The sequence below is a fragment of the Phaeobacter sp. B1627 genome (assembly GCF_006265095.1).
GTDB lineage: Bacteria > Pseudomonadota > Alphaproteobacteria > Rhodobacterales > Rhodobacteraceae > Epibacterium.
This window is the reverse complement of sequence record NZ_VCNK01000009.1, coordinates 96,409-120,664: the sequence shown is the minus strand read 5'-3', so window position 1 is coordinate 120,664 and position 24,256 is coordinate 96,409. Positions and strand designations below refer to the sequence as shown.

Here is a 24,256-nt window from a genome sequence, read left to right as displayed (position 1 = left end):
CTGCGATTATCTCACCATATAGGGTTTGCGGGGCCGTTCCGGGCTATTCGATTTCAGAGCGCCCACCGGGAAATCCCCCATCAGATAGGGATGCATGCCCTGGTTCTTGAGGTTTTGCAGGAACTGGCCAAAGTCGGTCAGGTCAACCATATGCGGCGCCTGGGTCAGGTGGCGGGAAGCGATAGGGCCAATCTCACCCACCACAGTTTGCAGGTTTTCCATCGGCGCCTCTATGAACTCCGCCATGGTCCAGATCCGGATGCGGGCGTTGGCCCAACGTGAGCGCAGCATCTGCAAATGTTCGGCCTCGATCTGCTGCAAGCGAGCAGCCTCGCGGCGTAATTTCGAAAAACTCTGGTTTGACTTGAACAGAGGAATCGCCCAGGCGCCGGAAATGACCGAGACCTGCGCATTTGCATCCCGCGCGATAAACCAGTTCGCCTTCTGTGTGTCGCGCGGACCGAACTGAAAGCACTGTCGCTCGCCACGCGTATTCCAGATCAGATTGGCCAGGAAACTCTCCGGATTATAGTCACGCAGCCTGGCACTGTCGCTGAGACAACCGTTGAACAGCTTTTGGTCCTCCGCCAGTTCCGCGCGTTCCGGCGCAAACAAATGACCATGCACCCTGGCCCCCGTGGTGCGCGCCAGCCACGGTTCAAATTCCTCAAACAGCTCGGCAAAGCCCTGCAACATGGAATACGGGCCGCAGGTCAAGCCATTCTCAGCACCGTGATCGGGGTACCTGCTCTGCATATAAAGCCCGCGACGCCCCCGCGTGCGGCGTTCCACCGCGCGGGCAAATATACGGTCGATCTTACCCGGGTTCGGCTCTGTCCGTTTCAAGCCACTGGACGGATCCGCCAGAAAAGCCTGATACAGCCGTTCTGCCTGTGGCCAGATCTTGCGGGCGACAAAGCAGTCGGAACGGCGCAGAAGCTGCAGGTGGTCATCATAAAAAATGTGTGGTTTGCCCTGAAAATCGAACTTCGAAAGCGTCAGTGACCGGCTCTCTATGGTGCGTGAATGGAGCCGCGCCAGCGTTTGATAATAGCTTTCATCCGGAATCCACACCTGCCGGAAATAGCGATCATATCGCGGCCGGTCCGGGCTATTGAGAATAGCGGAGAGGGTCTGACGGGTCAGGCACCACCACTGGCTGCCCATATGAGGAGTCAATCCGGCCGGGATGCGCCGCCGCATGCCAAGTTTGCGTTGAAGATCCACATAGCGATCAAACAGCTTGCGATGTTGCCGCCAGGAAAAAGGAAAGCGCAGCGTAAAACGTTCCGCGCTGAGGCCACCCACGATCCAGGGAACGTCGGCTGTTGTGGCGCTTTCGATAAAGTCGGTCTGCGGTCGCTGGGCCAGATAGTCGATCAATTCCTGCACCGGACGCAACGGCAGGCAGGAACCGGAGGCGAGATAGACGTGCCGAACATCCGGGAACTGATCCAGCATCAGCTCCGACGCGGATTGAGAGGCCGCCACAATTCCCCAGGTTCCCCATTCGCATCGGTGCCTGCGCGAAAAGCGGATCAGCTTCTCGCCTGCGAATTTGGCCTTGAAGGCGTGAAAGGTATTGCGGTCGACCATGCGGTCCACATGAATCACCACGGGACAGCCGGCAGCGGTCCAATGGCGCGCCACCTGCTCAGCGCGGTTCAGCGCCGTGTGGACAAGCATGACAATGCCGACCGCGCTCATGCCCAGTTCCCTTTTGACATCAGACCGAGGATCTCAAGCTGGCGCCAATTGATGTATCTTTCACTCCATTTGCACCACAGATCGGGCTGTGCCTGCAGGCTGTCCGCATAGGCGACATATTCTGCGGACCCTGCGTAATGCTGCCGCCGCGACAGCTCTTCCTGTGCTTTGGCGGCAAACGTATCGAGAAATTTCGTGTGCAACAGGACACCGCTGGCTTTCTCGCCTCCGTCGGTTTCATAGACCTGATTGAGACCCCGCGGCAGCAACATATGCGTGGAACTGACAAAGACGAATTTACGGTCCCATTTGACCAGAGGGATCTTGTTCAGAGCCGGTGCTTGTCTGGGCTTGTTTTCAAAAAACACCCGAGCCCGCGGCCCGCCCTGGATCCAGAGGTTGCCGTATGTCTTGTTCCTGGTGACCGTGTAGTTGCCGCTGTCAAACCAATGGGCAATGTCCAGAGGATTCTGCCCCGCCTGATAGGGCACCTCGTCAATCCGCCCTTTCGGGTATACATCCAGCAGCATGGCAGAAAAGCTCCGCAGCTGAGAGGCATCCAGCCAATCGGTCAGGGCGCGGATTGGCCGCGTGTCACAGAAGGGAAAGACGAAGAATTCATCCGGATCAACGACCAGTGACCAATGTCCATGCGCATATTTCCGCAGCAAATGGTTCGTCCAGTCGACACCAAAGGTAGATTTCCGGTAGCTGCCTTTGGTGTGCCAGATCGAGACATCCGCCATATCCTTGAGGTACTGCCGCATTCCATCGCTGGAGTCGTTGTCCACAAACAGGAAATGGTTCACCCCAAGCCCGCGATAATACTGCAGAAAATAGGGCAAACGGATCTGCTCGTTTCGAACGGTGCAAACCAGCACGATATCGCCGGAGTGGATACGTCCGGTGTTGTCCTGAACGCAGCGCAATTCCCGTGATTTCCGCAAGGCACGCAGACCCCGGCGCTTGCGCCTGATCCGCATCCGGTAAGAATCCCAAAGCCCCAAAGTGTGTTTCCCCGGTATCTGGGGCCGTCCCCGGTGCCCCTGGCGCGACCGTACCCGGCCCACGCAAGTGCAAACAATATGTCACGTCCCCAATATGGAAACAATGCGTTTAGAACTGGTTAGGCTGTGTCCTCTTTCATTGACCTACCACTCAACCGGGCAGCATAGTCCAAGCTCCGCCAGTTGCTCCGGGCCCCTGTATCGAACCGCAGCAGGATGCCATAAATCCGGCCCCCGGCCAAGCAGCGCATAGTAGTCGTCAAACAGATCGGGGCGGTGAAAATGCTCTGCGCGTTGCTGTTGCCGGGGCGCCTGCGCAATCGTCTCCGGCAGGAATTTCGTATGGAGCAGGACGCCGGATGGCAGCACCCCGCAAGGCCCGTCATAGAGCGCGTTCAGGTCGCGGGGCAGCACAGCATGGGTCGCGTTGGTGTAGGAATAGCGCCAGTGCCAGCGGATCAACGGGATCTTGTTCAACGTGGGTGCCCGCTCGGGCGTAGTGGCGAAAAACACTCTGTCGCGGGCGCCGCCCTGTAGCCACAGGTTGCCCTGAGGCGATTGACGAACGGCGCGATAGGGTCCGGCGTCGAACCAGCGCAGCAGATCCGTCGGAGGCATCCGGCTGTCATATTCCTGCAGCGCCAGCGGCCCCTTGGGAAAGAGATCCAGCATCATCGCGCCGAACCCCTTTTGCCCGGTCTGATCGAGGTGGTCAGTCAGGTCACGCAGGTCATGGCGGCCCATACCCGGATAGGCCAGCAACTCATCTGCATCGAGGGTCAGGCACCAGTGACCGTGCCCATAGCGCATCAGCAACCACCCTGACCAATCGAGCCCGAACCGGCTGTTTCGATAGCTGTCGGAGGTTTGCCAGAGCGAAAGGTCACCGCGCTGCGCCTTCTCCAGCAACCAAGCCGAGCTGCCGTCGTCGCTGGCGTTATCGACGATCAGGAAATGCCCGGCGCCCAGCTTGCGGTAGTAATCAAGAAAGAACGGCAGGCGCTGCATTTCGTTGCGCAGCACCAGAATCACAATAATATCCGCAGGCAGAATCCGCGCGGTATTATCTGCAACCGGGCGCAGCCGCCGCCGGGCGCGAAAGGCGCGCCACAGACAGGTCCGTCGCTTCAACCGCAGCCTGTAGGCTGCAGCAGCAGATATTTGCGGAAGCGGCAATGCCGTCACATCAGGTCTCGTAATGGCCGTTCTGATGCCAGTTCCAGGCGTCGGCAATCATCTGGTCAAGCGTGGAGCGTTTTGGCTCCCATCCCAGCTCTTCTCCTGCGCGGGTCGAACCGGACACCAGTTTGGTGCAATCGCCCGCACGCCGGTCGCCGATACTGTGCGGCACATCCTTGTTCGTGACAGCGCGCGAGTGCTCAATCACTTCCATCACGGAAAAGCCGGAGCCGGTTCCGAGGTTGAACACCCTGCTCTCCTTGCCCTGCTCCAACCATTTGAGACCCAGAACATGCGCGTCCACCAGATCGCAGACATGGACGTAGTCGCGAATGCAGGTTCCGTCCGGCGTGTCATAGTCCGTACCAAAGACGGTGAGACCCGCACGCTCGCCACGAATGGCTTGGATCATCAATGGGATAAGATGCGTCTCGGGCTGGTGGAATTCGCCGACCTCCCCTTCCGGATCGGCACCGGCGACGTTGAAATACCGGTAAATGACCGAGCGCAGCCCATATGCCGCCCCGAAGTCCTTCAGGATGTCTTCGACCGCCCGCTTGGAGGCGCCATAGGCGTTCAGAGGCACCTGGGGGGTGTTTTCATCCAGCACCACATTGTCATGTTCGCCATAGGTTGCACAGGTGGAGGAGAATACGAAATCGAGGCATCCGGCGGCGACTGCCGCCTCGATCAGACAGAGCGACCCTCCCACATTGTTCGCCCAATACCGGCCGGGTTCGCTCATCGCTTCGCCGACCTGGCTCAGCGCGGCAAAATGCATGACTGCCGCCGGTTTGTAGGTCGCGAACACCTCGTCCAGGCGGGCTCTGTCTGTCAGCTCGCCCTGCTCGAACGGGCCGAACTTGACCGCATCCTTCCAGCCAGTGACGAGGTTATCGAAGGTTACAGGGGTATATCCCGCCCGCTTCAGCGCCTTGCAGGCATGGGACCCTATATAGCCCGCCCCCCCCGTCACAAGTATATTGGTCATGACCAGTCGCCTCTCTCTTGGGACACTTGATTTGAAATCCGCACCGCTCAAAAAAAGCTGCCCCCTTGTAGGGGGGCAAGCTCAAATTCTGATGACAGGGCGGGCTTTACTCTGCCGCGCGGCTGACTTGAGCAACCTCGGTGATGTATTCCATAAGGTCATCACGAAGCTCATCCCGCGCCAGTGCGAACGCAACTGTAGCCCGCAGAAATCCTGCTTTGGAGCCACAATCAAACCGCTTGCCCTTGAACCGATATCCGTACACGGGGACATCACCGGCAATGTCTTCGGCAATGGCATCGGTCAACTGGATCTCACCACCGGTGCCCTGCTTGCGCTGGTTCAGGTTGCGCAGGACCGACGGCGACAGAATGTATCGGCCGATGACCGCCAAATTCGACGGTGCGTCTTCCTGCTTGGGTTTTTCCACCATGCCATTGACGGACACGACGGATCCCATGTCCTCTTTGACATCCAGAACACCGTAGGAGGAGGCTTTTTCCGGTGCCACTTCCATGGCCGCGACCATATTGCCGCCGGTTTCCTCATAGGCCTCAACCATCTGCTGCAGGCAGGGCTTTTCCGCCGCAATCACGTCGTCCGGAAGGATGACAGCGAAGGGCTCATTGGCGATCAAACGCCGCGCGCACCAGACCGCATGCCCAAGGCCCAGCGCCTTGTGCTGACGGATATAGGCGATCGCGCCAGAGTCCATATTGGTATCTTTGAGGATTTCCAGAAGGTCCTCTTTGCCCTTCTTGCGCAACTCCTGTTCGAGGATCGGCGAGTGATCAAAATAATCCTCAAGCGCACCTTTGCCACGTGAGGTCACAAAGATGAATTCCTTGATACCGGCGGCACGTGCCTCATCAATGGCATATTGCACCAGTGGACGGTCCACCAAGGTCATAATTTCCTTGGGGACGGATTTGGTCGCGGGGAGGAATCTGGTTCCAAGACCCGCGACAGGGAAAATTGCTTTTGTAACTTTTTTACGCATTTCGACTCTCAATTCTGAATATCTGACATAAGCGCAACACCCGACGACACCTGTACGGCGGACCGCATTTCACTTTCTCACCACACTTGCGCCACTCAGCAGGGCAGGCACCCTGTGTCAGTCAAACCTTAACACGATCGGGCCACTGCACGGAAGATTTTACGAAAACCAAGGGCAAACCTCCTACTCAATGTCCATTTTTTTCATCATGGACTCAATTTTTGGCACATCCTGAGGATTGTTCAGCTCCCAGAACTCCCGCCCCCGGGCCTCCACCGTGACGCAGAGGATGTTTCGGCCGTTCTCCAGGAACCGCAATTGCTCCAACCCTTCCAATGTCTCTAGCGGGCCAACAGGCCAGGACGGGTAGTCACAGAGAGCATTCGGCCGATAGGCGTAAACACCGACATGATGGAACACCGGCGTGCCTTCGCCGTCGGCGTAGGTCGCGGCGGTAAAGGGAATGACCTCTTTGGAGAAGTAGAGCGCGCGCTGATCCGTCGCGAAAACTGCAGTCGTGCCGCCGACGCGGCCTTCGCTGCGGTCGTTCAGCAGGCTGTTCAGCGTCGCCCCGTCGCATTGCAGAACCGGTGTCGCCAGCCCCATATCCGGGGCAGCTTCCAAACCAGCGATGAGATCCTCGATAAACCAATGCGGCGTCAGCGGGGCATCGCCCTGAAAATTCACGACAACGTCATAGCCGCCACCCAGTGCAGCATGGGCCTCCGCGCAGCGCTCGGTGCCGTTTCCACAGGCCTGCGAGGTCATCACGACCTCGGCACCGAATCCCTCGGCCACCGCCTTGATCCTGTCGTCGTCGGTCGCGACAACGACGCGGTCAACCCCAACGACCTCCTGTGCTGCTCTCCAGGACCGTTCGATCAGGGTCCGTTTCTCGCCCGTTGCCCCCGTCAATTCCGCCAGGGGTTTGCCGGGATAGCGCGAGGAGGCGTAGCGCGCCGGAATTACAATCAGGACAGACATCAGGCACCCTTCAGATCAACAGCAGGCGCACTGGCGATGAAAAACGGATTGGCAAATCCATCCTTTCCGTAAACCAGCGGCGAATGGTCGTCAAAACGCACCACACGCCCACCTGCACCGCCCAGAACGGCGTGACCGGCGGCCGTATCCCATTCCATCGTGCGTCCGACCCGCGGATACAGATCCGCCTCTCCGGTCGCGACAAGACAGAATTTCAACGAGGATCCGGCGCTCTTCATGTCTTTGATGCTGTATTTGTTGATATAATCGTCGGTGGCCTGATCCCGGTGCGACTTGGATGCGACCACCATCAGGCCTGTGTTGTCACTCTCGGCGACACGGATCGGAGTGACCTTGCCCACATGTTCGACGGAAAACGGGCCCGTTTCTTCGACCGAGGTCCCGTCTGCCAGAGTGTAGAACATACGATCCCGGGCCGGTGCATAGACCACGCCCCGCGTAGGGACGCCTTTTTCCACCAATGCGATATTGACGGTAAAATCGCCGCGGCGGTTTATGAACTCCTTGGTGCCGTCGAGTGGATCAACGATCAGAAACGTATCCCCCCTGACCTCATGCGAGGCCGATTGCTCTTCGGTCACCAGCAAAACATCCGGAAAAGCCGCACGGAGCCCGGCCGAGATCAAAGCGTCCGCCGCCTCATCCGCTGCGGTGACCGGGCTGTCGTCCGACTTCACCTTCACATCAAAATCGTCGGAGTCATAGATTTCCATGATCTTGTCGCCGGCCTCCAGGGCAAGACGGCGGATCACGGCAATCAGCTCATCATAATTCATTATTTTCTCCCCAGGGACCATATATTGCCACAAAGATTTGTGCTTCTTATGATTGCTTCGCAATGGATCAGCAAGAATTCCATGCAATGCTGGGCATAGCACTGCTGAAATAGAGGTCATGTTTCAATACCGAACCGACAGATCCGCGTTCTCGCGCGCCATAACCCTGGGTGAAGTCGTCTTTCACTCGGTTGTGCGGAGCGTGCGTTCCAAGCACAACAATGCTTTCATGGCGCTCGGAATGAACATCGTGCAGGCGGTGATGTTCGTTATGTTCTTCTATTTCATGTTCTCTGTTCTGGGGATGCGCGGCGGTGCCGTTCGCGGTGATTTTCTGCTCTACATGATGTCCGGTGTTTTTCTGTTCATGACGCATACGAAAACCCTCGGCGCGGTGGTCGGGGCAGAAGGGGCATCCAGCCCGATGATGCAACACGCGCCGATGAACACCACGATTGCAATTCTGTCGGCGGCAATCGGCGCGCTTTATGTTCAGATCCTGTCGATGCTGATCATACTGTTCGCCTATCACGTGGCCTTCACGCCGATTTACATAGAAGAACCCTTTCCCGCCTTCGGCATGATCCTTCTGTCCTGGGCCTCGGGGGCCGCGATCGGTCTGGTGCTATATGTGCTGAAGCCCTGGATGCCCGGTGCGATCGGGATTATTTCAACGATCTATCAACGGTCCAACATGCTGTTTTCCGGCAAGATGGTTCTTGCCAATTCGCTTCCCGGATACATGCTGCCAATGTTCATCTGGAACCCGCTGTTTCACACAATCGATCAGGCACGCGGCCATATTTTCATCAACTACAACCCCAGGGTGACCTGGTGGGAATATACCGCCTGGCTTGCATTGATCTTCCTGGTGCTCGGTTTGATGGGGGAATTTTACACCCGCCGCGCTGTCTCACTCAGCTGGAGTGCACGTCGCTAGGTCACCACCCGGAGCGTCAGGTTCACACGCCCGCCCTTCGGCAGGAGCCTCGATGATCCGAACCGGATCCGGTCAACGCCGTGATAGGCCAGCCGCGCGGGGCCACCCATGACGACAACATCCCCGGAATTGAGCCAGATCGAGTCCGTCTTGTCCTTGCGGGACGTCCCGCCAATCCGCAGCAAGCCGTCATCCCCGAGAGAGACAGAGACAACCGGATAGGAGAAGTCGGCTTCGTCCTTGTCCTGATGCAATCCCATCCGAGCCCCTTCACCATAATAATTGAACAGGCAGCATTCCGGTTGCTTGTCGCCCCCGACCAGAGAGGTCCAGATGCTCAGCACTTCGGGCGGGATCTGCGGCCAGGCCTGTCCGGAAGGGTGGCGGTCCGCATAGCGATAGCCCTTGGCATCGCTGAACCATCCATAACTCCCCGCCGAGGTCATCCGAACCGACATCTGCCCTCCGCCGGGCACCTCAGGTGAAAACAGCGGCGCCGCGCGCAGAACCGGTCGCAGCGCGTGAATGAGGTTTCGTTGCACATCGAGCGGCAGAAATCCCTTGTGAATTTCGAAACCGCGCAGCGTCAGTCGTGCCATTAGCTTAATCTTAACTCTGTTTGTCGCAAAAGCGCTCATATTTGCCTGTAACAGGGCAATCGTGCGGTTGCAGGGGTCATTTTCGCTCCCTATATACGCCGAGAAGCGGTTGGGTGCAGACCCTATCGCAACTGAATCGGGGCCGGAATGCCAAAACGGGTTCTGGCTTCGGGTAATCGCCTTGTGAAGTAAAAGGGATCGAACACAATGAGCAAAGTGATCGGGATCGACCTCGGTACGACCAACTCCTGCGTAGCCATCATGGATGGTTCGCAACCCCGCGTGATCGAGAACGCGGAAGGTGCACGCACCACCCCCTCCATTGTCGCCTTCACCGATGAAGAGCGCCTGGTTGGCCAGCCGGCAAAACGCCAGGCCGTCACCAACCCGGACAACACCATCTTTGGTGTAAAGCGCCTCATCGGTCGCCGGTTTGACGACGCCGACCTGGCAAAAGACAAAAAGAACCTGCCGTTCAACGTGATCGATGGCGGCAATGGCGATGCATGGGTCGAAGCGAAAACGGAAAAATATTCTCCGTCGCAGATTTCTGCCTTTATCCTCGGCAAGATGAAAGAAACCGCCGAGAGCTATCTGGGCGAAGACGTGACACAGGCGGTCATCACCGTTCCCGCCTATTTCAACGACGCACAGCGTCAGGCGACAAAAGACGCGGGCAAGATCGCCGGTCTTGAGGTTCTGCGTATCATCAACGAACCGACTGCCGCCGCACTGGCCTACGGTCTGGACAAGGCCGACACCCAAACCATCGCGGTCTATGACCTTGGTGGCGGTACGTTCGACGTCACCATCCTGGAGATCGACGACGGTCTGTTCGAAGTGAAATCCACCAACGGCGACACGTTCCTCGGCGGTGAAGACTTTGACATGCGGATCGTGAACTACCTCGCGGATGAGTTCAAAAAAGGCCACGGCGTTGATCTGACCAAGGACAAGATGGCGCTGCAGCGTCTGAAAGAAGCTGCCGAAAAAGCCAAGATCGAACTGTCGTCCTCCAGCCAGACCGAAATCAACCAGCCCTTCATCTCTATGGATCCGAGCACCGGCCAGCCGCTGCACATGGTGATGAAGCTGACGCGCGCCAAGCTGGAAAGCCTTGTCGGCGACCTGATCAAGGCCTCGATGAAACCCTGTGCCGCCGCTCTGAAAGACGCAGGCCTGTCCGCATCCGATATCGACGAGGTGGTTCTGGTCGGTGGTATGACCCGGATGCCGAAAGTCATCGAAGAGGTGACCAAATTCTTCGGCAAGGAGCCCCACAAAGGTGTGAACCCTGATGAAGTTGTCGCCATGGGCGCTGCTATTCAGGCCGGTGTTCTGCAGGGGGACGTCAAGGACGTCGTACTGCTGGACGTGACGCCTCTGTCCCTCGGGATCGAAACCCTTGGTGGCGTGTTCACGCGTCTGATCGATCGCAACACCACGATCCCGACCAAGAAATCTCAGGTCTTCTCCACTGCCGAAGATCACCAGAGCGCCGTGACCATCCGGGTTTTCCAGGGTGAGCGTGAAATGGCGGCCGACAACAAGATGCTTGGTCAGTTCAATCTGGAGGACATCCCTCCGGCGCCGCGCGGCATGCCCCAGATCGAGGTCACCTTTGACATCGACGCCAACGGTATCGTGTCCGTATCCGCAAAGGATAAAGGCACCGGCAAGGAACAGAAGATCACCATCCAGGCCTCTGGCGGTCTGTCCGACGACGACATCGAAAAGATGGTCAAGGACGCCGAAGACAATGCCGAGGCGGACAAGGAACGTCGCGAACTGATCGAAGCGCGCAACCAGGCCGAAAGCCTGATCCATTCGACCGAAAAATCGGTGGAAGAGCATGGTGAGAAGGTTGACCCGACCACCGTCGAAGCGATCGAACTGGCAATTGCGGCCCTGAAGGACGACCTCGAAGGCGACAAGGCCAGCGCCGAGAAGATCAAATCCGGTATTCAGAACGTGACCGAAGTGGCCATGCGTCTGGGCGAGGCGATCTACAAGGCCCAAGCTGAAGAAGCCGATGGGGACGAGCCCACAGCAGCCGACGATTCCTCTGCGACCGGTGGCGACGACGATATCGTCGATGCCGAGTTCGAGGACCTGGACGACAACAAGCGCTAAGGGTGCACCTTGGCCAAAGGTGGGCCGGTCCGTACCCCGGACCGGCCCTCTTTCGTTGAGGCAGAAGGGATTTTCCGATGTCAAAACGTGATTACTACGAAGTGCTTGGTGTGGTCAAAAGCGCCAGCGCCGACGAGATCAAGAAGGGCTTCCGCAAGAAAGCCAAGGAACTGCATCCGGACCGGAACAAGGATAATCCGGAATCTGAGGCGCAGTTCAAGGAGGCCAATGAGGCCTACGACGTCCTGAAGGATCCAGAGAAGAAGGCGGCCTACGACCGGTATGGTCATGCCGCTTTCGAAAACGGTATGGGCGGCGGCGGTCAGCGCCCGGGCGGCCATCCCGGCGGTGACTTCTCCTCAGCTTTCTCCGACGTCTTTGATGATCTCTTCGGAGATTTCATGGGCGGAGGCGGAGGCCGTGGCGGGGCCCATCAACGCGCATCGCGCGGGGCTGATCTGCGCTATAATCTGCGTCTGTCGCTGGAGGAGGCCTTCACCGGCCTGCACAAGACGATCAACGTTCCCACCTCAGTGGGCTGTTCGTCCTGCGATGGCACCGGGGCCGAAGGAGGCGCGGAGCCGACGACCTGTCCAACCTGCTCTGGCATGGGTAAGGTTCGGGCGCAGCAAGGGTTCTTCACCGTCGAACGCACATGCCCGACCTGTTCAGGCCTCGGTCAGATGATCAAGAACCCCTGCAAATCCTGCCATGGACATGGCCGGGTTGAAAAAGACCGCTCTCTTTCGGTGAACATTCCCGCAGGGGTGGAAACCGGAACCCGCATTCGTCTGGCTGGCGAAGGCGAGGCCGGTTTGCGCGGTGGCCCTCCGGGTGATCTCTATATTTTCATCGAGGTCGCAAGCCACGAACTGTTTGAGCGCGAAGGCAACAATCTGCACTGCCGGGTGCCTGTCTCCATGGCCAAGGCCGCACTCGGTGGCGCCATAGAGGTTCCGACAATTGACGGCGGACGTGGTCGGGTGCAAATCCCCGAAGGCAGTCAGTCCGGGCGCCAAATGCGCCTGCGCAGCAAGGGCATGCCGGCCCTGCGCGGCGGCGGTGTCGGGGATATGTTCATTGAGCTGGCGGTCGAAACACCGGTCAGCCTGACCCCGCGGCAAAAGGAAATCCTGCGGGAGTTCGATGAGCTTTCAGAGGAGAACAACAACCCCGAGAGCGGCAGCTTCTTTTCGTCGGTCAAGAGTTTTTGGGACGGCATGAAGGGGTAAACCTCACTGTCCTGGCCTCAAAGGCCAGGCAAACCCTGTAAAACGCCCCGTTTCGGGGCGTTTTTCTTTTCTGTATCTTCACGCTTGCGCAGCCAGATTTTAACGCTTCGCTAACCAAGGTTGCAGCACCATGAACCCATGGGAAAATCCGGTCACTTCAAAGAAGCAATGATGCCGTTGTTCGGCGACAGCGACGAGGCCACTGCTGCAACGTTGCCACAAGGGCGCGTACCATCCTATATAGCCGATCACCGCGCGCGACTGCGCGAACGGTTCATGAAGGGGGGCGCAACCGCTCTTCCTGAATATGAATTGCTGGAATTGATTCTGTTCCGAACCATTCCCCGCAAGGATGTCAAACCTCTGGCCCATCGCCTGCTGGCCCAATTCGGGGATCTGAACCGGGTGATCACGGCTCCTCCGGAGCGATTGTCGCGGGTCTCCGGGGTTGGGCAGGCAGTCATCTGCGACCTCAAGATCTTTGAAGCCGCAGCCCAGCGCATGGCGAGATCGCGTGTGATGCAGCGGCAAGTCATCGCCAGCTGGGACGTTCTTCTGGACTATTGCCATACCGCCATGGCCCACCGGGACACTGAACAGTTCCGCGTCCTCTTCCTTGATCGCAAAAACGTCCTGATCGCCGACGAAGAACAGGCACGGGGCACAGTGGATCACGTGCCGGTCTATCCGCGCGAAGTTGCAAAACGGGCACTGGAGTTAAACGCCAGTGCCCTCATTCTCGTCCACAATCACCCGTCCGGGGACCCGACACCCTCACAATCGGACATCAGCATGACCCGCAAGGTCGAGGCCGCGTTGGACGCCCTCGGGATTGAATTGCACGATCACCTCATCATCGGAGCCTCCGACGAGCTGTCTTTTCGCTCCGAAGGACTGCTTTGACGTTTCAGACAGGCCTGCGGATCACTCCGGCGGCGGGGATCACACCAACCTCGGTCTCTACTGGCTCGGCGCAGTGGTTGAACCAGAACTCCTCCGTTGCGGTGCGGCGGGTACGGACCCCCTCTGGGAGCATACGCAACCCAAGACCCGCCGCCTCGGCAAGCATTGCGATCAATCGGTCCATGCCCTCAGCATCCAGCCAACTGCCACAGTACGTCAACCGGCCGCTGCGGACGGCGACTTTCGCGCCTGTTCCAGCCTCTGCCCCGGCCGCCACCTCTGTGCGCAAAACAACTTCGGCACCGCTTTCCAGTTCTTCCTGATACCGGATCGCAGCTCCTCCACCGACCAAAGGCCGTGGCAGGTCAGGCCGAAAGCTCTCAAGCCGCGCCACGGTGACGTCGAAATTCGGAAACGCAGGCGGAAGCGGTGTCGTGGGCATATTGAAATGCTGATCCCGCGCCGCTGTGCGCGGCCCCAGCAAAACCTCGGCGCCACAGTCCGCCAGGGCCGCTTTCAGATCATCGGGCAAGTGCATCATGCCGGGAACCAGCACCATGCGATAGCCGGAAAAGTCCCGCGTATCCGGCGGCAGGATGTCAATGGACAGGCCCGCCCTGCGCAGGGCCTTGTAATAGTCAAGGATCAGGCCAAAGTAACTGAGCCCCGCCCCATGTGGTTGCGTCGACCATGCCCAATCCGCATCGTAGTCAAACATAATCGCAACCTCAGCCTGCACCGGCTGAACATCCTGCGCCTCCCGAAGTTCCTCAGCAACCTGACGCGCCTCCACGATGGCCGGAGCATCCTCGCTGTCAGGGCGCAGCAGGCCTGCATGCAATTGCTCCTGCGCAAAGGGCGCCTGGCGCCAGCGGAAATAGCACACGGCCTCTGCCCCATGAGCAAACGCCTCCCAGGTCCAGAGGCGCACCATGCCCGGCAGTGGCGATGGATTGTATGGTGCCCAGTTCACCGGGCCCGGCTGTTGTTCCATCACCCACCATCGCCCCTGACCGACAGCGCGATACAGATCATGATGCAGCGCCTGGAAATCAGGGTCGCCCTGGCGAGAGAACTTCTGTTGTTCCGCCACAGTCGCACCGGCGCGATCTTCCAGAAACCCCAGCGGATAGCTGTCCCAACTGGCAATCTCCAGATCGGCACCAACCTTGAAATGATCGAAATCCGTGACGCGTCCCATGTAGTTATGGGCAACGGGCGCAGCGCTATACTCCTTGAGGATGTCGACCTGAGCCCGGTTGAAGGCCACAACCTGATCCGAGCTGAAGCGCTTGAAGGCCAGAACATGCGCCGGATTGGGTTCCGTCACCGTGAGATTTGGCAAACCAATCTCGGCAAAATTCCCGTATTCCATTGACCAAAAAACATTGCCCCACGCGAGATTGAGCGCATCGATATCGCCGGAAAACGCCTGACGCAGCCAGTTTTGAAACGCATCCCGCGCGGCGTCAGAATAGCTGACAACCGTATCGTGGCAGCCATATTCATTGTCCGTCTGCCATGCCGCAACATGGGGGTTCGCACCGTAGCGCTCTGCCATCAACCGTGTGATCCGCTGGCTTTCGGCGAAAAATCCCTGGTGACTGAAACAATAGTGGCGGCGCGAGCCAAATCCCCGGACATGTCCGTTTTCATCCCGGGCAAACATGTCCGGATGGCGCTCTGTCATCCACCTTGGTGGCGTCGCGGTCGGCGTGCCAAGAACGACTTTCAAACCGCGCGAGCCGAGGCACTCTATCGCCTGATCGAGCCAATCCCAGCAGAGTTCTCCTGGCGCGGGCTCCAGCTTTGACCAGGAAAATTCCCCGATGCGGACCCAGGTCAGGCCCGCCTCTGCCATGCGGATGGCATCTTCGTGCCAGATCTCTTTGGGCCAATGTTCCGGATAGTAGCAGGTTCCAAGCGTGCGTTTCATTGCGGCCTCACAGTATTATCTGGTGTTCACGTTGCCCCGTCGCGCCCGTGGCCGACATGAAGGTCTGTCCCGCCAGTCCGGTCTCAACCCCTTCGGCCGCGGTGGTGATGAACAGGGTCGCCATGTCCTCCCCGCCAAAAGCCGGGCATGAAGATTGCGGAGTTGGTACAGATACAGTCTCTAACAAGGCGCCATTGTGGCTGTAACAGGCCACACGTCCCGCACCCCACTGCGCATTCCACAGGTTTCCGTCGCGGTCGACAACGGCACCGTCCACGCCGAATGCTTCCGCGCTGAGGTCCAGGAATATTTCTGCCACGCCTGTCGGCCATCCGTCCTGAGGATCAAGAGGCTGGCGCATGATTTTACCGACCGCTGTATCCGCGTAGTAGGCACAGGTTTGGTCCGCCGGGAAACAGATCGCGTTTGAAATGGTGACGTTCGGCACCAATTTGCGCAGCTCCCCTTTGTAGAACCGGTAGATCGCGCCCGCCCCCGGCTCGGCCTCAAATCCCATCGTGCCAATCCAGAAACCACCCCAGGGATCAGCCCGCCCATCGTTTGAGCGTGTCACAGGGTTATCGGCCTCCAACGGGCAGACCAATGTCCTGGTTTCGGTGCTGAGATCAAATGTCCAGAGGCCGGTTTCGCTGGCCATAAAGAGCCTGTCGCGATCCAGCCACCCAGCCGCAGAGACACATTCGTCAAACTGCCAGACGAGGGTTCTGCCGTCGTCCACCGAGAGCATTTTCTTGCCGAGGATGTCGAACCAGAACAACTGCTGCCGCAGGGGGTGCCATAATGGCCCTTCTCCCAAGGTGCATTGGACGCTGCTGAAAACCTCTGTGCGCTCTGTGCTCATCGAACAACCGCATCGTAGGCCGCAACGTGCCTGAGGGCGCTGGCAGACACCTCTTGCGCGCTTTGCCCGGGCTTGTAGAGGGATGAGCCGATCCCGAAACCCGTGATGCCCGCAGCCAGCCACTCGGCGAAATTCTCAGCCGCGACCCCGCCGACGGCAAAGGTCGGCGCAGAGGTCGGCAACACCGCCTTGAGCGCCGTAAACCCATCAATACCCAGTTTGAAGGCGGGAAAAAACTTGAGCCCATCGGCCCCCGCACGCAGGGCCGCGAACGCCTCGGTGGCGGAAAACACGCCCGGATAGGACAACATGCCTGCCGCTTTCGTCTCGGAAATCACGTCAGGGTTGCAATCCGGCGAGACCACCATCCCGGCGCCGATGTCTCGCAATCTGCGCACCGACGCGGGATCCAGTACAGTCCCGGCGCCGACGACTGCTCGGTCACCGGCGTGGTTGACCATCTTTTCAATACTCTCAAACGGGTTTGGAGAGTTCAGAGGGACCTCGATACGGGCAATGCCCGCCTCCAGCAGAGCGTCGGTCATCGGAATGGCCTCATCCGGGGTCAATCCGCGCAGGATCGCAATAATTTCTCGGCTCATGTTCCTGTCCCTATGCAATCTGCGCCCGGGCAGACCGTAGCCCGGCGAGCGTGTACTCTTCGGCATCGGCCAGAACGGTCTCTGCCCCTTGCGTTCCGAGCGCGGTGGCATAGGCTTGGGCAATCTCGTTTTCGCCCACCAGGACGACAGTCTTGCCCTGCCAGCGCGGTCGCATGTCCGCAATTTCCAACCCGATCAGATAGCCGGACGCCCGCGACCGCGCCTCGACCGGGTCGAGATCTGTCAGCAACGCTTCCGCCCGCAAACCAAACAACGCATTCGCCAGCGCCTGCGGGGCCTCAACTGCCGCAAGACACCCCGCCTCAAAGGCTGCGTTGTTCCAGCCCGCGGTCGCGAGCGTGTGGCGCAGAACCGATTGCTTGCTGATCAACTGAAACAACTCGCCGGTCAGAAAGGTGGCAAAACTGGTGATTTCGCCGCCGCGGACCGACACCCATTTGGTATGGGTTCCGGGCAAGCAGATCACACCGTCCATCCCTGGCTGCGCAACCAGGGCGCCTGCGATCTGGGTTTCCTCCCCGCGCATCACATCCGCCGGATCATTCTGCTTCACCCCGGGCAGGATATAGACATTCAGCCGCGCGTCAGCCGTTTCGACGCGAGTTGCCAAATCCAGCGAGGGCGGTCGACAGGGGGCGGTGGCATAGGGGGCTTCACTCCAGCCCTGGCGCGATCCGGCCATGCCGCAGCAAATCACATCCAGCGAGGCGTCGGGCGAAAAATACGGCTCTAACAAGGCCAATAGTGTCGATTCATATGCCGCCGGTTCAAGAACCCCCATGCCCATATCCGAGTCAATGCGGCACAGCGGAGTATCGTCAGACGCCATCGGCCACAGACGCAAATGCGAGGTCCCCCAATCGACCGCGACCCACACAGCTTTGGCGTTTTTGCGCTCTGTCATCCCGACACCACGACGCCGCCGTCCACAACGAGGGCCTGACCGGAGATCATCCGGCTGGCTTTCGACGCCAGGAAGAGCGTGGATTCAACGATATCCTGCGGCGCAAGGTGATCCTTCAGGCATTGCCGCTCCAGATGCGCTGCCAGGGCCTCCGGCGTCGCCCATTTGTCGAGCTGCTTATCGGTGAGCACCCAACCCGGTGCCAGCGCGTTCACCCGGATACGGTCCGGGCCGAACTCCCGTGCAAGGCTGCGGGTCAGCCCGTTGATCCCGGAATTGGCGGAGGTATAGGCCGGGTAGCCGCTGTTTCCCATCATGTAGCTGATCGACGTGAAGTTGACGATCGCACCACCGCCCAGCGCCTGCATGCCCGGAATCACTGCCTGACAGGCAAAGAAATACGCCTTGAGGTTGATCGACTGTGACCAATCCCAGAAATCCTCGTCCACGTCCAGAGTTGCGTGGCGTTGGTCATTGGCGGCGTTGTTGACCAGGATGCCAATAGGCCCATGTGCATTTGCGGCCTCAGTGACGGCATTTTTCAGCGCGGCAATATCTGTGATGTCACATTGGATGAAGAGCGGCCGATTGCCGGTTTCTGTCGCCATCCTTTCGACGAATTCTGAGGCATCCGACCGCCCGACAAATGCGACTTTGGCCCCTTGCCGCAAGAAGCCTTCGGTGAGTGACGCGCCGATGCCCGATCCGCCGCCGGTTATGAAAACCGAAGTGCCCTCGAGGTCGTGAAACGTTGCGTTCAGATCCATGTCAGTGGCTCTCCCTTGTGACCGGTCGGGTGTCTTTGCCCACCAAGAAATCCAGATCCGCACCTTTGTCAGCCTGCAGGACGTGATCGACATATAATTTCGCGTAGCCGCGCGTGTAATGCGGCGCGTCCGGACGCCATTCAGCGTGCCGAGTGGCCAGATCCTCTGCGGAAACCAGAAGCTCCAGCTCGCCGTCTGACGCAGACACCCGGATACGATCGCCGGTGCGAACGAGGGCAAGCGGCCCTCCGGCCTGCGCTTCGGGCGAGACATGCAAGATCACGGTCCCGAAGGCCGTTCCCGACATGCGGGCGTCGGACACACGGATCATGTCCTTGACACCTTGGGTCACCAGCTTGTGCGGGATTGGCATGTTGCCGACTTCCGGCATGCCAGGATAGCCCTTCGGCCCACAGCCCTTGAGCACCAGTATTGTATCTGGCGTCACCGGAAGATCCTCGCGATCGATATTGGCCTTCATGTCTTCGATGCTTTCAAACACAAAGGCCTCGCCCTCATGTTCCAGAAGGTGATCAGAGGCGGCCGAGGGTTTCACGATTGCGCCGTTCGGCGCCAGATTGCCGCGCAGAACCCGGAGGCCAGCCGCCGGTTTGACTGGCGCCTCGAAGCTGCGGATCACGTCGTCGTTGAAACATTCCGCGCCCTCCGCATAGACACTGATATCGCCTCCGAGGACGGTCGTTGCGGCGCGCAGATGGCCGTGATCGCGAAGCTGCTGCAGCACAACCGGCACGCCGCCTGCGTAGCAGAAATCTTCCATCAGGTACTTGCCGGAGGGCATGCAGTTGACCAGCAAGGGAATATCAGAGCCGATCTCGAAATCCTTCAGATTGAGATCAATGCCCACCCGGCCCGCAAGAGCCAGCAGATGAACCACTGCGTTGGTCGACCCGCCGACTGCGGCATTTGCGAGAATGGCGTTCTCGAAGGCCTCTTTGGTCAGGACATCCGATGGCTTCAGACCCTCGTCGACCATTTCCACGATCCGCTTCCCGGTCAAATGCGCCAGCGCCATGCGCCGGGCATCCACGGCCGGCAAAGCGGCGTTGGTGGGAAGCGACATGCCCATGGCCTCTACCAGCGACGCCATGGTCGAGGCCGTTCCCATCGTCATGCAGACGCCCTTGGACCGGCTCATGCCCGATTCCGCGTTCATGAAATCCTTCAGGGTCATTTCTCCGGCGCGCACCGCCTCTGAGAACTTCCAGACGTCCGTGCCGGAGCCGATATCCTGACCCCGGTATTTCCCGTTCAGCATCGGCCCGGAGGACACGACGATGGCAGGCAGATCGACAGAGGCCGCGCCCATCAGCTGACCGGGAGTGGTCTTGTCACAGCCGCCAAGCAGCACAACCCCGTCAATACCATAGGCGCGGATTGATTCCTCGACATCCATGGCGAGAAGATTGCGGAACAGCATGGCTGTCGGCTTCATCTGAGTTTCGCCAAGCGACATCACCGGGAATTCCACCGGGAAACCACCTGCCTCCCAGACCCCGCGTTTCACGCCTTCGGCCAGATCCCGCAACCCGGAGTTGCAGGGGGTCAGCTCGGACCAGGTGTTGCAGATCCCGATAATGGGCCGACCGTCAAAGGCATGATCCGGAAACCCCTGATTTTTCATCCACGACCGATGGATGAAGCCGTCCTTGTCCAGCTTGCCATACCAGCCTTGGCTGCGGCGATCTTTGGTCATATTTTTTCTCCTTCGATCACCCAGATCGTTTCGGGGAATTGCCAGGGAAGGGTCAGACCCTGCTGCATGAGAACCTGCCCGCTGAGCGTCAGAGGCCCGCCCTTCAGCGCCGTCCGCCCCCGGGAAAGATGGTGCAGCTCGTCCCGGTTGATCAATTCGATGCGATAGCTCGCCGTCGGATCAAGCTGCGTCAGCCGCAAGGGACGCGGCATGATCTGATGCGATGAGCGCATCTTACCTGCAAAGACAACAAAACGATCCGTGTTCGCCGCCAGCTGTTGTTCGGCAATGATGTTTGGATCGGCGCTGTCCAGCCGCAGAATATCAGCGGTCATGCGCCAGTCACGATGCCTTTTCCACCAGCGGGTCACATGGCCAAGCACGCGGGCTTCGTCATCTGTCAGCTCGCGGGGGTCCATCTCGAACCCCATATGCCGCTGCGCAGCCACCCAGGCCCGCATGCGAATGTCGATCGTCCGCCCGGAGGTATGACAGGTGCGCGGCCCCACATGAGATCCCGTCACCGGCAAGGGCAGCAGCAAGGCAGCATCGTGCTGGATACGGAGACGCTCCAACGCATCATTGCTGTCCGACAGCCAGACCCGTTGCGTCTGCGCCAGGATGCCTGCGTCGATGCGGCCGCCGCCTGATGCGCAACTCTCAATCTCGACCAGCGGGAACCGCTCTCTCAGGTCACCCAGGAGGCGCAGCGTGCCTTCGGCCTGCGCGGCATCGGGGATCGGCAGCAAGCGGTTATGATCCCACTTGATGTATTCAATGGCGTTTGCCGCAAGCAGAGCGGAGATCTTGTCGAACAGATGCTGCCGGACCTGCGGCAGCGCCATGTTCAATACCCGCTGCTGGCGTCCTTCGATCTGGTCGCCGGGGCCAAGTATCCAATCCGGATGCAATCGGGCCAGATCGCTGTCAAGGTTGACCATTTCCGGCTCGAACCAGAGGCCAAACCCCATATTCAGAGACTGTACATGGGCAATCAACGGCGCCAGACCATCGGGCCATTTTCGCGGATCGATCTCCCAGTCGCCCAGGCTCGAGGTATCGTCATCACGTCTGCCGAACCACCCGTCATCGAGCACGAACCGCTCCGCCCCGAGATCGGCAGCCAGCGTGGCAATTTTTTTCAGCTCTTCCGCGTCATGGTCGAAATATACCGCTTCCCAGCAATTGTAGTGCACCGGGCGGGCCGCAACTCCCTTGGGCCAGGTCACAACATGGTCACGGATCGTTCTCTGCAGGGCAACTGCCGCGCCGTTCAGGCCCTGGTCAGAGACGGTCAGGAACAGCGGCGCGGTCTCGAACGTCCGTCCGGCTCCACGAGTACCAGTCGCGTGGCCCCATTGGATCTGACGGCGACCATCCGGTAGCTCCTCGGCCGTCATTACATGGCCGCCGGGCCAGGCGTAATGCATGCAAAAGACGCACCCTTGCGTGTTTGTGGCGCCGGTTTCCGGGAAATAGGCCAATGGCGGGTGTTCATGGCCGGACCGACCTCCGCGCGCGTCCCGTCTCAGGCTGCCGGGGCCCCAACAACTGCGCTCCGGTTGGAATTCACCAATCCAGCGACCGGAAAAATGGAGGATATCCTGTCCCATCTGCGGACCGGGCAAAACCGGAGCCGCAAGATGGTGAAGCATGATGTCTTCTTCTGCATCCAGACGGCTGTGCGCGACCAAAGCCTCGCCTTTCGCCTCGAAACAAAGGCTCAACGTCAGGCCAAGCTCCTCATCCCGGGCGGTAAAAACACCCTCTGCCTCAGAAACCAGCCGGAACCTCGGATAGAGCGGCAGACCGTCCCGATAGGCGACAATGCCCGCCTGGCCCGGAAAACTGCGCGACGCTTCGGGGCAGAGCGCCAGCGGCGGCAGCCTGTCGATCATCCCGCCAGTCACTTCCTGTTCTGTGGCACGTGCCAGATCATTCAGATCGGTTTGCGGGTGCAGCGCAGGACCCCAATAGAGGGCGCCGGGAAGTCCGCCATCCGAGGAGAGAACAATCGTTTGCCCCGGCGCATCGACCCGCCAGAGGTTCAAGGCGTCGGTCATTTCACGGCTCCAAGCGTCAGCCCGGCGATAAAGTGACGTTGCATCAAAAAGAACATCGCAACCGGCGGCAGAGCGGCGACAATAGAACCGGCACTCATCAAATGATAGGCCGCACGATACTGCGCATTGAACGAGGTAATTCCCGCGGTGACAGGCTGGCTCTCGGCGCCCTGAGTCAGGACAACGGCCCAGAAGTAATCGTTCCAGATGAAGGTGAAGATCAGAACCGACAGCGCCGCGATGGCCGGCTTCATCAGCGGCAGCACGACAAACCAGAATATGCGCCACTCTGCGACGCCTTCGACGCGCGCGGCCTCGATCAGCTCAAACGGCAGGGCACGGATGAAATTGCGCATGAAGAGCGTACAAAACCCCGTCTGAAACGCGACGTGAAACAGCACAAGACCGGTCTTGGTATTGTAAAGTCCAAGATCCAGAGTGAGATCGCGGACCGGCACCATCAGGATCTGGAACGGGACAAAGTTGCCCGCGACAAACATGAAGAACAGCAACAGGTTGCCCCGGAATTTATAGACGCCCAGCGCAAACCCGGCCATGCACGACAGCGCCACGGCTCCGATGACCGTCGGGACAGTGATCAACACCGAATTCCATAGGTATCGTGGCATGTCAGAGGCAAAGAACACCTTGCCGTAGTTCTCAAATCCTTTGAACGCCGACGGCCAGCCCCAGTAGTTGCCAGTCGTGAAATCGACGTCTGGTTTCACCGAGAACACGGCCACGGCAATGAGCGGCAGCAGCCACAGGATCAGCGCCATGGGCACCAAGGCCTGATAGGTCGCGGCCCAGGCAGGCGAGGACTTTTGGATCGGGCGCGGGAACATCAGCGGCCCCCTTTCTCTTCTTGGTACATCGACCACAGGAAGTAGGCGATGAACAGGAGCATGATCAGGAACAGCACCACAGCGATCGCAGCGCCATAGCCCATGCGGAAGCCGTATTCCGACAGCGCCTTTTCAAACATGTAAAATGACAGCACCCGCGAGGACCCGAAGGGGCCACCGTTGGTCATGATCGAAATCAGATCGAAGGAGCGTAGTGCGCCGATGATGGTCACCACAAAGGCGATGAACGTCGCTGGTCGCAATTGCGGGACGATCACATACCAAAGCATCTTCAGGCCCTTTGCGCCATCCAGACGCGCGGCCTCGACCTGTTCGGGATCCACCGCATTGAGCCCGGTCAGATACAGGATCATGCAATAGGCCGTTTGCGGCCAAAGACCGGCAATGATGATACCATAGGTCACAAGCGAGGGATCGCCCAAGACGTTCAATGTCCCAAAACCAAAGAAGCTGAGGATTTGATTGAGCAGGCCAAAGGTCGGGTCGTAGAACCAGCTGAACACCAAGCCAACGACCACTTGACTGATTACAAACGGAAAGAAAAACAAAGACTTATAGAGCCGGATGCCGGTGACGTTCTGGTTCAGAAAAAGCGCGATCGCCAGACCGGCCGGGATCGCCAGCAGGTACAGCAGCAACCATTTGAGGTTGTTCCACATGGAGACTTCAAAGGCCCGGTCATCCATCAGCTCGACGTAGTTTTCCACGCCGACATATACCGGCTCTCCCAGGCCATCCCAGCGATAGAATGACAGGTTGAAACTCTGCCAGATGGGAAAGATCACGTAGAATAGGAAAAACAGCACGCCCGGCAAAAGGAACAGCGCTGGGGCGAGGGCCTGTCGGTTGCGCCGGATCCAACCGGGGGCACCGTCCGATTGCGGCATCGTGGTATCGGCCAAAGGAGTATCTCCCGGAACGTCAGGCCCGCGCCGGTGGTCTTCCGGCAGATCGGGCAGAAACTGTGTTGATTCTGTTTTCAGAAGTATAGCGCAGCAAAAGATGCACACGGGCGGGGCATGCCTGCGCCCGTGTGACTGTCAGTT

Annotated in this window: 21 protein-coding genes; 4 read left to right on the top strand and 17 right to left on the bottom strand. The window is 59.2% G+C overall.

Annotation, left to right across the window (positions count from 1 at the left end; genetic code table 11):
• Positions 1-6: 6 nt before the first annotated feature.
• The 7 genes from FGE21_RS06505 to cysQ form a co-directional block, all read right to left on the bottom strand.
• Positions 7-1,707, bottom strand: coding sequence for a beta-1,6-N-acetylglucosaminyltransferase (locus FGE21_RS06505; RefSeq protein ID WP_139662488.1), 1,701 nt, complete (start codon positions 1,705-1,707; stop codon positions 7-9).
• Complete coding sequence (locus FGE21_RS06500; protein WP_139662487.1) at positions 1,704-2,690, bottom strand: glycosyltransferase family 2 protein; 987 nt, start codon at positions 2,688-2,690, stop codon at positions 1,704-1,706. The genes FGE21_RS06505 and FGE21_RS06500 overlap by 4 nt, the downstream gene beginning before the upstream one ends.
• Positions 2,691-2,858: 168 nt before the next feature.
• Positions 2,859-3,899 carry a glycosyltransferase family 2 protein gene (locus FGE21_RS06495; RefSeq protein ID WP_139662486.1) on the bottom strand — a complete coding sequence of 347 codons (1,041 nt, stop codon included), beginning with the start codon at positions 3,897-3,899 and terminating at the stop codon, positions 2,859-2,861.
• 1 nt (position 3,900) lies between these two features.
• The gene (galE, locus tag FGE21_RS06490; protein ID WP_139662485.1) at positions 3,901-4,884 is read right to left on the bottom strand and encodes a UDP-glucose 4-epimerase GalE; all 984 of its coding nucleotides are present in this window, start codon (positions 4,882-4,884) and stop codon (positions 3,901-3,903) included.
• A gap of 106 nt (positions 4,885-4,990) precedes the next feature.
• On the bottom strand, positions 4,991-5,884 hold the full coding sequence (gene galU, locus FGE21_RS06485; protein WP_139662484.1) for a UTP--glucose-1-phosphate uridylyltransferase GalU: 894 nt from the start codon (positions 5,882-5,884) through the stop codon (positions 4,991-4,993).
• 183 nt (positions 5,885-6,067) lie between these two features.
• On the bottom strand, positions 6,068-6,868 hold the full coding sequence (locus FGE21_RS06480) for a 3-deoxy-manno-octulosonate cytidylyltransferase (RefSeq protein ID WP_139662483.1): 801 nt from the start codon (positions 6,866-6,868) through the stop codon (positions 6,068-6,070).
• Positions 6,868-7,665, bottom strand: coding sequence for a 3'(2'),5'-bisphosphate nucleotidase CysQ (gene cysQ, locus FGE21_RS06475; protein ID WP_139662482.1), 798 nt, complete (start codon positions 7,663-7,665; stop codon positions 6,868-6,870). Before cysQ ends, FGE21_RS06480 begins: the two co-directional genes overlap by 1 nt.
• 118 nt (positions 7,666-7,783) lie before the next feature.
• Here cysQ and FGE21_RS06470 point away from each other — a divergent pair, with 118 nt between their 5' ends.
• Positions 7,784-8,605 (top strand): ABC transporter permease, encoded by an 822-nt coding sequence (locus FGE21_RS06470; RefSeq protein WP_139662481.1) that lies wholly within the window; start codon positions 7,784-7,786, stop codon positions 8,603-8,605.
• Here FGE21_RS06470 and FGE21_RS06465 read toward each other — a convergent pair.
• The gene (locus tag FGE21_RS06465) at positions 8,602-9,204 is read right to left on the bottom strand and encodes an alpha-ketoglutarate-dependent dioxygenase AlkB (protein WP_139662480.1); all 603 of its coding nucleotides are present in this window, start codon (positions 9,202-9,204) and stop codon (positions 8,602-8,604) included. The two genes, FGE21_RS06470 and FGE21_RS06465, sit on opposite strands and share 4 nt — an antisense overlap.
• A gap of 207 nt (positions 9,205-9,411) precedes the next feature.
• Between FGE21_RS06465 and dnaK the strand changes: the two genes are divergently transcribed.
• The 3 genes from dnaK to radC all read left to right on the top strand — a co-directional run bounded on the left by dnaK (position 9,412) and on the right by radC (position 13,472).
• Positions 9,412-11,337 carry a molecular chaperone DnaK gene (dnaK, locus tag FGE21_RS06460; protein WP_139662479.1) on the top strand — a complete coding sequence of 642 codons (1,926 nt, stop codon included), beginning with the start codon at positions 9,412-9,414 and terminating at the stop codon, positions 11,335-11,337.
• Positions 11,338-11,414: 77 nt separating this feature from the next.
• A complete protein-coding gene (gene dnaJ / locus FGE21_RS06455; protein ID WP_139662478.1) occupies positions 11,415-12,569 on the top strand; it encodes a molecular chaperone DnaJ in 1,155 nt (384 codons plus the stop codon).
• A gap of 138 nt (positions 12,570-12,707) precedes the next feature.
• A complete protein-coding gene (gene radC / locus FGE21_RS06450) occupies positions 12,708-13,472 on the top strand; it encodes a DNA repair protein RadC (protein ID WP_139662477.1) in 765 nt (254 codons plus the stop codon).
• A gap of 4 nt (positions 13,473-13,476) precedes the next feature.
• On the opposite strand, the gene FGE21_RS06445 is transcribed toward radC, so the two are convergent.
• Genes FGE21_RS06445 through FGE21_RS06405 form a run of 9 tightly spaced genes read right to left on the bottom strand, consistent with a single transcriptional unit; the run spans position 13,477 to position 24,097 of the window.
• Positions 13,477-15,408 (bottom strand): beta-galactosidase, encoded by a 1,932-nt coding sequence (locus FGE21_RS06445; protein ID WP_139662476.1) that lies wholly within the window; start codon positions 15,406-15,408, stop codon positions 13,477-13,479.
• A gap of 7 nt (positions 15,409-15,415) precedes the next feature.
• Positions 15,416-16,270, bottom strand: a complete 855-nt coding sequence (locus FGE21_RS06440; RefSeq protein ID WP_139662475.1) for an SMP-30/gluconolactonase/LRE family protein — start codon at positions 16,268-16,270, stop codon at positions 15,416-15,418.
• Positions 16,267-16,872, bottom strand: a complete 606-nt coding sequence (locus FGE21_RS06435; protein ID WP_139662474.1) for a 2-dehydro-3-deoxy-6-phosphogalactonate aldolase — start codon at positions 16,870-16,872, stop codon at positions 16,267-16,269. Before FGE21_RS06435 ends, FGE21_RS06440 begins: the two co-directional genes overlap by 4 nt.
• Positions 16,873-16,882: 10 nt before the next feature.
• Entirely contained in the window at positions 16,883-17,797 is a 915-nt protein-coding gene (locus FGE21_RS06430) for a 2-dehydro-3-deoxygalactonokinase (protein ID WP_139662473.1), read from the bottom strand.
• Complete coding sequence (locus tag FGE21_RS06425) at positions 17,794-18,564, bottom strand: SDR family NAD(P)-dependent oxidoreductase (protein ID WP_139662472.1); 771 nt, start codon at positions 18,562-18,564, stop codon at positions 17,794-17,796. Before FGE21_RS06425 ends, FGE21_RS06430 begins: the two co-directional genes overlap by 4 nt.
• 1 nt (position 18,565) lies before the next feature.
• Positions 18,566-20,281, bottom strand: coding sequence for an IlvD/Edd family dehydratase (locus FGE21_RS06420; protein ID WP_139662471.1), 1,716 nt, complete (start codon positions 20,279-20,281; stop codon positions 18,566-18,568).
• Positions 20,278-22,344, bottom strand: coding sequence for an alpha-galactosidase (locus FGE21_RS06415; RefSeq protein WP_139662470.1), 2,067 nt, complete (start codon positions 22,342-22,344; stop codon positions 20,278-20,280). Before FGE21_RS06415 ends, FGE21_RS06420 begins: the two co-directional genes overlap by 4 nt.
• Positions 22,341-23,189, bottom strand: coding sequence for a carbohydrate ABC transporter permease (locus FGE21_RS06410; RefSeq protein ID WP_139662469.1), 849 nt, complete (start codon positions 23,187-23,189; stop codon positions 22,341-22,343). Before FGE21_RS06410 ends, FGE21_RS06415 begins: the two co-directional genes overlap by 4 nt.
• Positions 23,189-24,097 (bottom strand): carbohydrate ABC transporter permease, encoded by a 909-nt coding sequence (locus FGE21_RS06405; protein ID WP_139662507.1) that lies wholly within the window; start codon positions 24,095-24,097, stop codon positions 23,189-23,191. The genes FGE21_RS06410 and FGE21_RS06405 overlap by 1 nt, the downstream gene beginning before the upstream one ends.
• Between the last annotated feature and the right edge of the window lie 159 nt (positions 24,098-24,256).

Coding starts and splice junctions, on each gene's coding strand:
- FGE21_RS06505 (WP_139662488.1), bottom strand. CDS start 1,707: ATGAGCGCGGTCGGCATTGTCATGCTTGTCCACACGGCGCTGAACCGC.
- FGE21_RS06500 (WP_139662487.1), bottom strand. CDS start 2,690: ATGCGGATCAGGCGCAAGCGCCGGGGTCTGCGTGCCTTGCGGAAATCA.
- galE (WP_139662485.1), bottom strand. CDS start 4,884: ATGACCAATATACTTGTGACGGGGGGGGCGGGCTATATAGGGTCCCAT.
- galU (WP_139662484.1), bottom strand. CDS start 5,884: ATGCGTAAAAAAGTTACAAAAGCAATTTTCCCTGTCGCGGGTCTTGGA.
- FGE21_RS06480 (WP_139662483.1), bottom strand. CDS start 6,868: ATGTCTGTCCTGATTGTAATTCCGGCGCGCTACGCCTCCTCGCGCTAT.
- cysQ (WP_139662482.1), bottom strand. CDS start 7,665: ATGAATTATGATGAGCTGATTGCCGTGATCCGCCGTCTTGCCCTGGAG.
- FGE21_RS06470 (WP_139662481.1), top strand. CDS start 7,784: ATGTTTCAATACCGAACCGACAGATCCGCGTTCTCGCGCGCCATAACC.
- FGE21_RS06465 (WP_139662480.1), bottom strand. CDS start 9,204: ATGGCACGACTGACGCTGCGCGGTTTCGAAATTCACAAGGGATTTCTG.
- dnaK (WP_139662479.1), top strand. CDS start 9,412: ATGAGCAAAGTGATCGGGATCGACCTCGGTACGACCAACTCCTGCGTA.
- dnaJ (WP_139662478.1), top strand. CDS start 11,415: ATGTCAAAACGTGATTACTACGAAGTGCTTGGTGTGGTCAAAAGCGCC.
- radC (WP_139662477.1), top strand. CDS start 12,708: ATGGGAAAATCCGGTCACTTCAAAGAAGCAATGATGCCGTTGTTCGGC.
- FGE21_RS06445 (WP_139662476.1), bottom strand. CDS start 15,408: ATGAAACGCACGCTTGGAACCTGCTACTATCCGGAACATTGGCCCAAA.
- FGE21_RS06440 (WP_139662475.1), bottom strand. CDS start 16,270: ATGAGCACAGAGCGCACAGAGGTTTTCAGCAGCGTCCAATGCACCTTG.
- FGE21_RS06435 (WP_139662474.1), bottom strand. CDS start 16,872: ATGAGCCGAGAAATTATTGCGATCCTGCGCGGATTGACCCCGGATGAG.
- FGE21_RS06430 (WP_139662473.1), bottom strand. CDS start 17,797: ATGACAGAGCGCAAAAACGCCAAAGCTGTGTGGGTCGCGGTCGATTGG.
- FGE21_RS06425 (WP_139662472.1), bottom strand. CDS start 18,564: ATGGATCTGAACGCAACGTTTCACGACCTCGAGGGCACTTCGGTTTTC.
- FGE21_RS06420 (WP_139662471.1), bottom strand. CDS start 20,281: ATGACCAAAGATCGCCGCAGCCAAGGCTGGTATGGCAAGCTGGACAAG.
- FGE21_RS06415 (WP_139662470.1), bottom strand. CDS start 22,344: ATGACCGACGCCTTGAACCTCTGGCGGGTCGATGCGCCGGGGCAAACG.
- FGE21_RS06410 (WP_139662469.1), bottom strand. CDS start 23,189: ATGTTCCCGCGCCCGATCCAAAAGTCCTCGCCTGCCTGGGCCGCGACC.
- FGE21_RS06405 (WP_139662507.1), bottom strand. CDS start 24,097: ATGCCGCAATCGGACGGTGCCCCCGGTTGGATCCGGCGCAACCGACAG.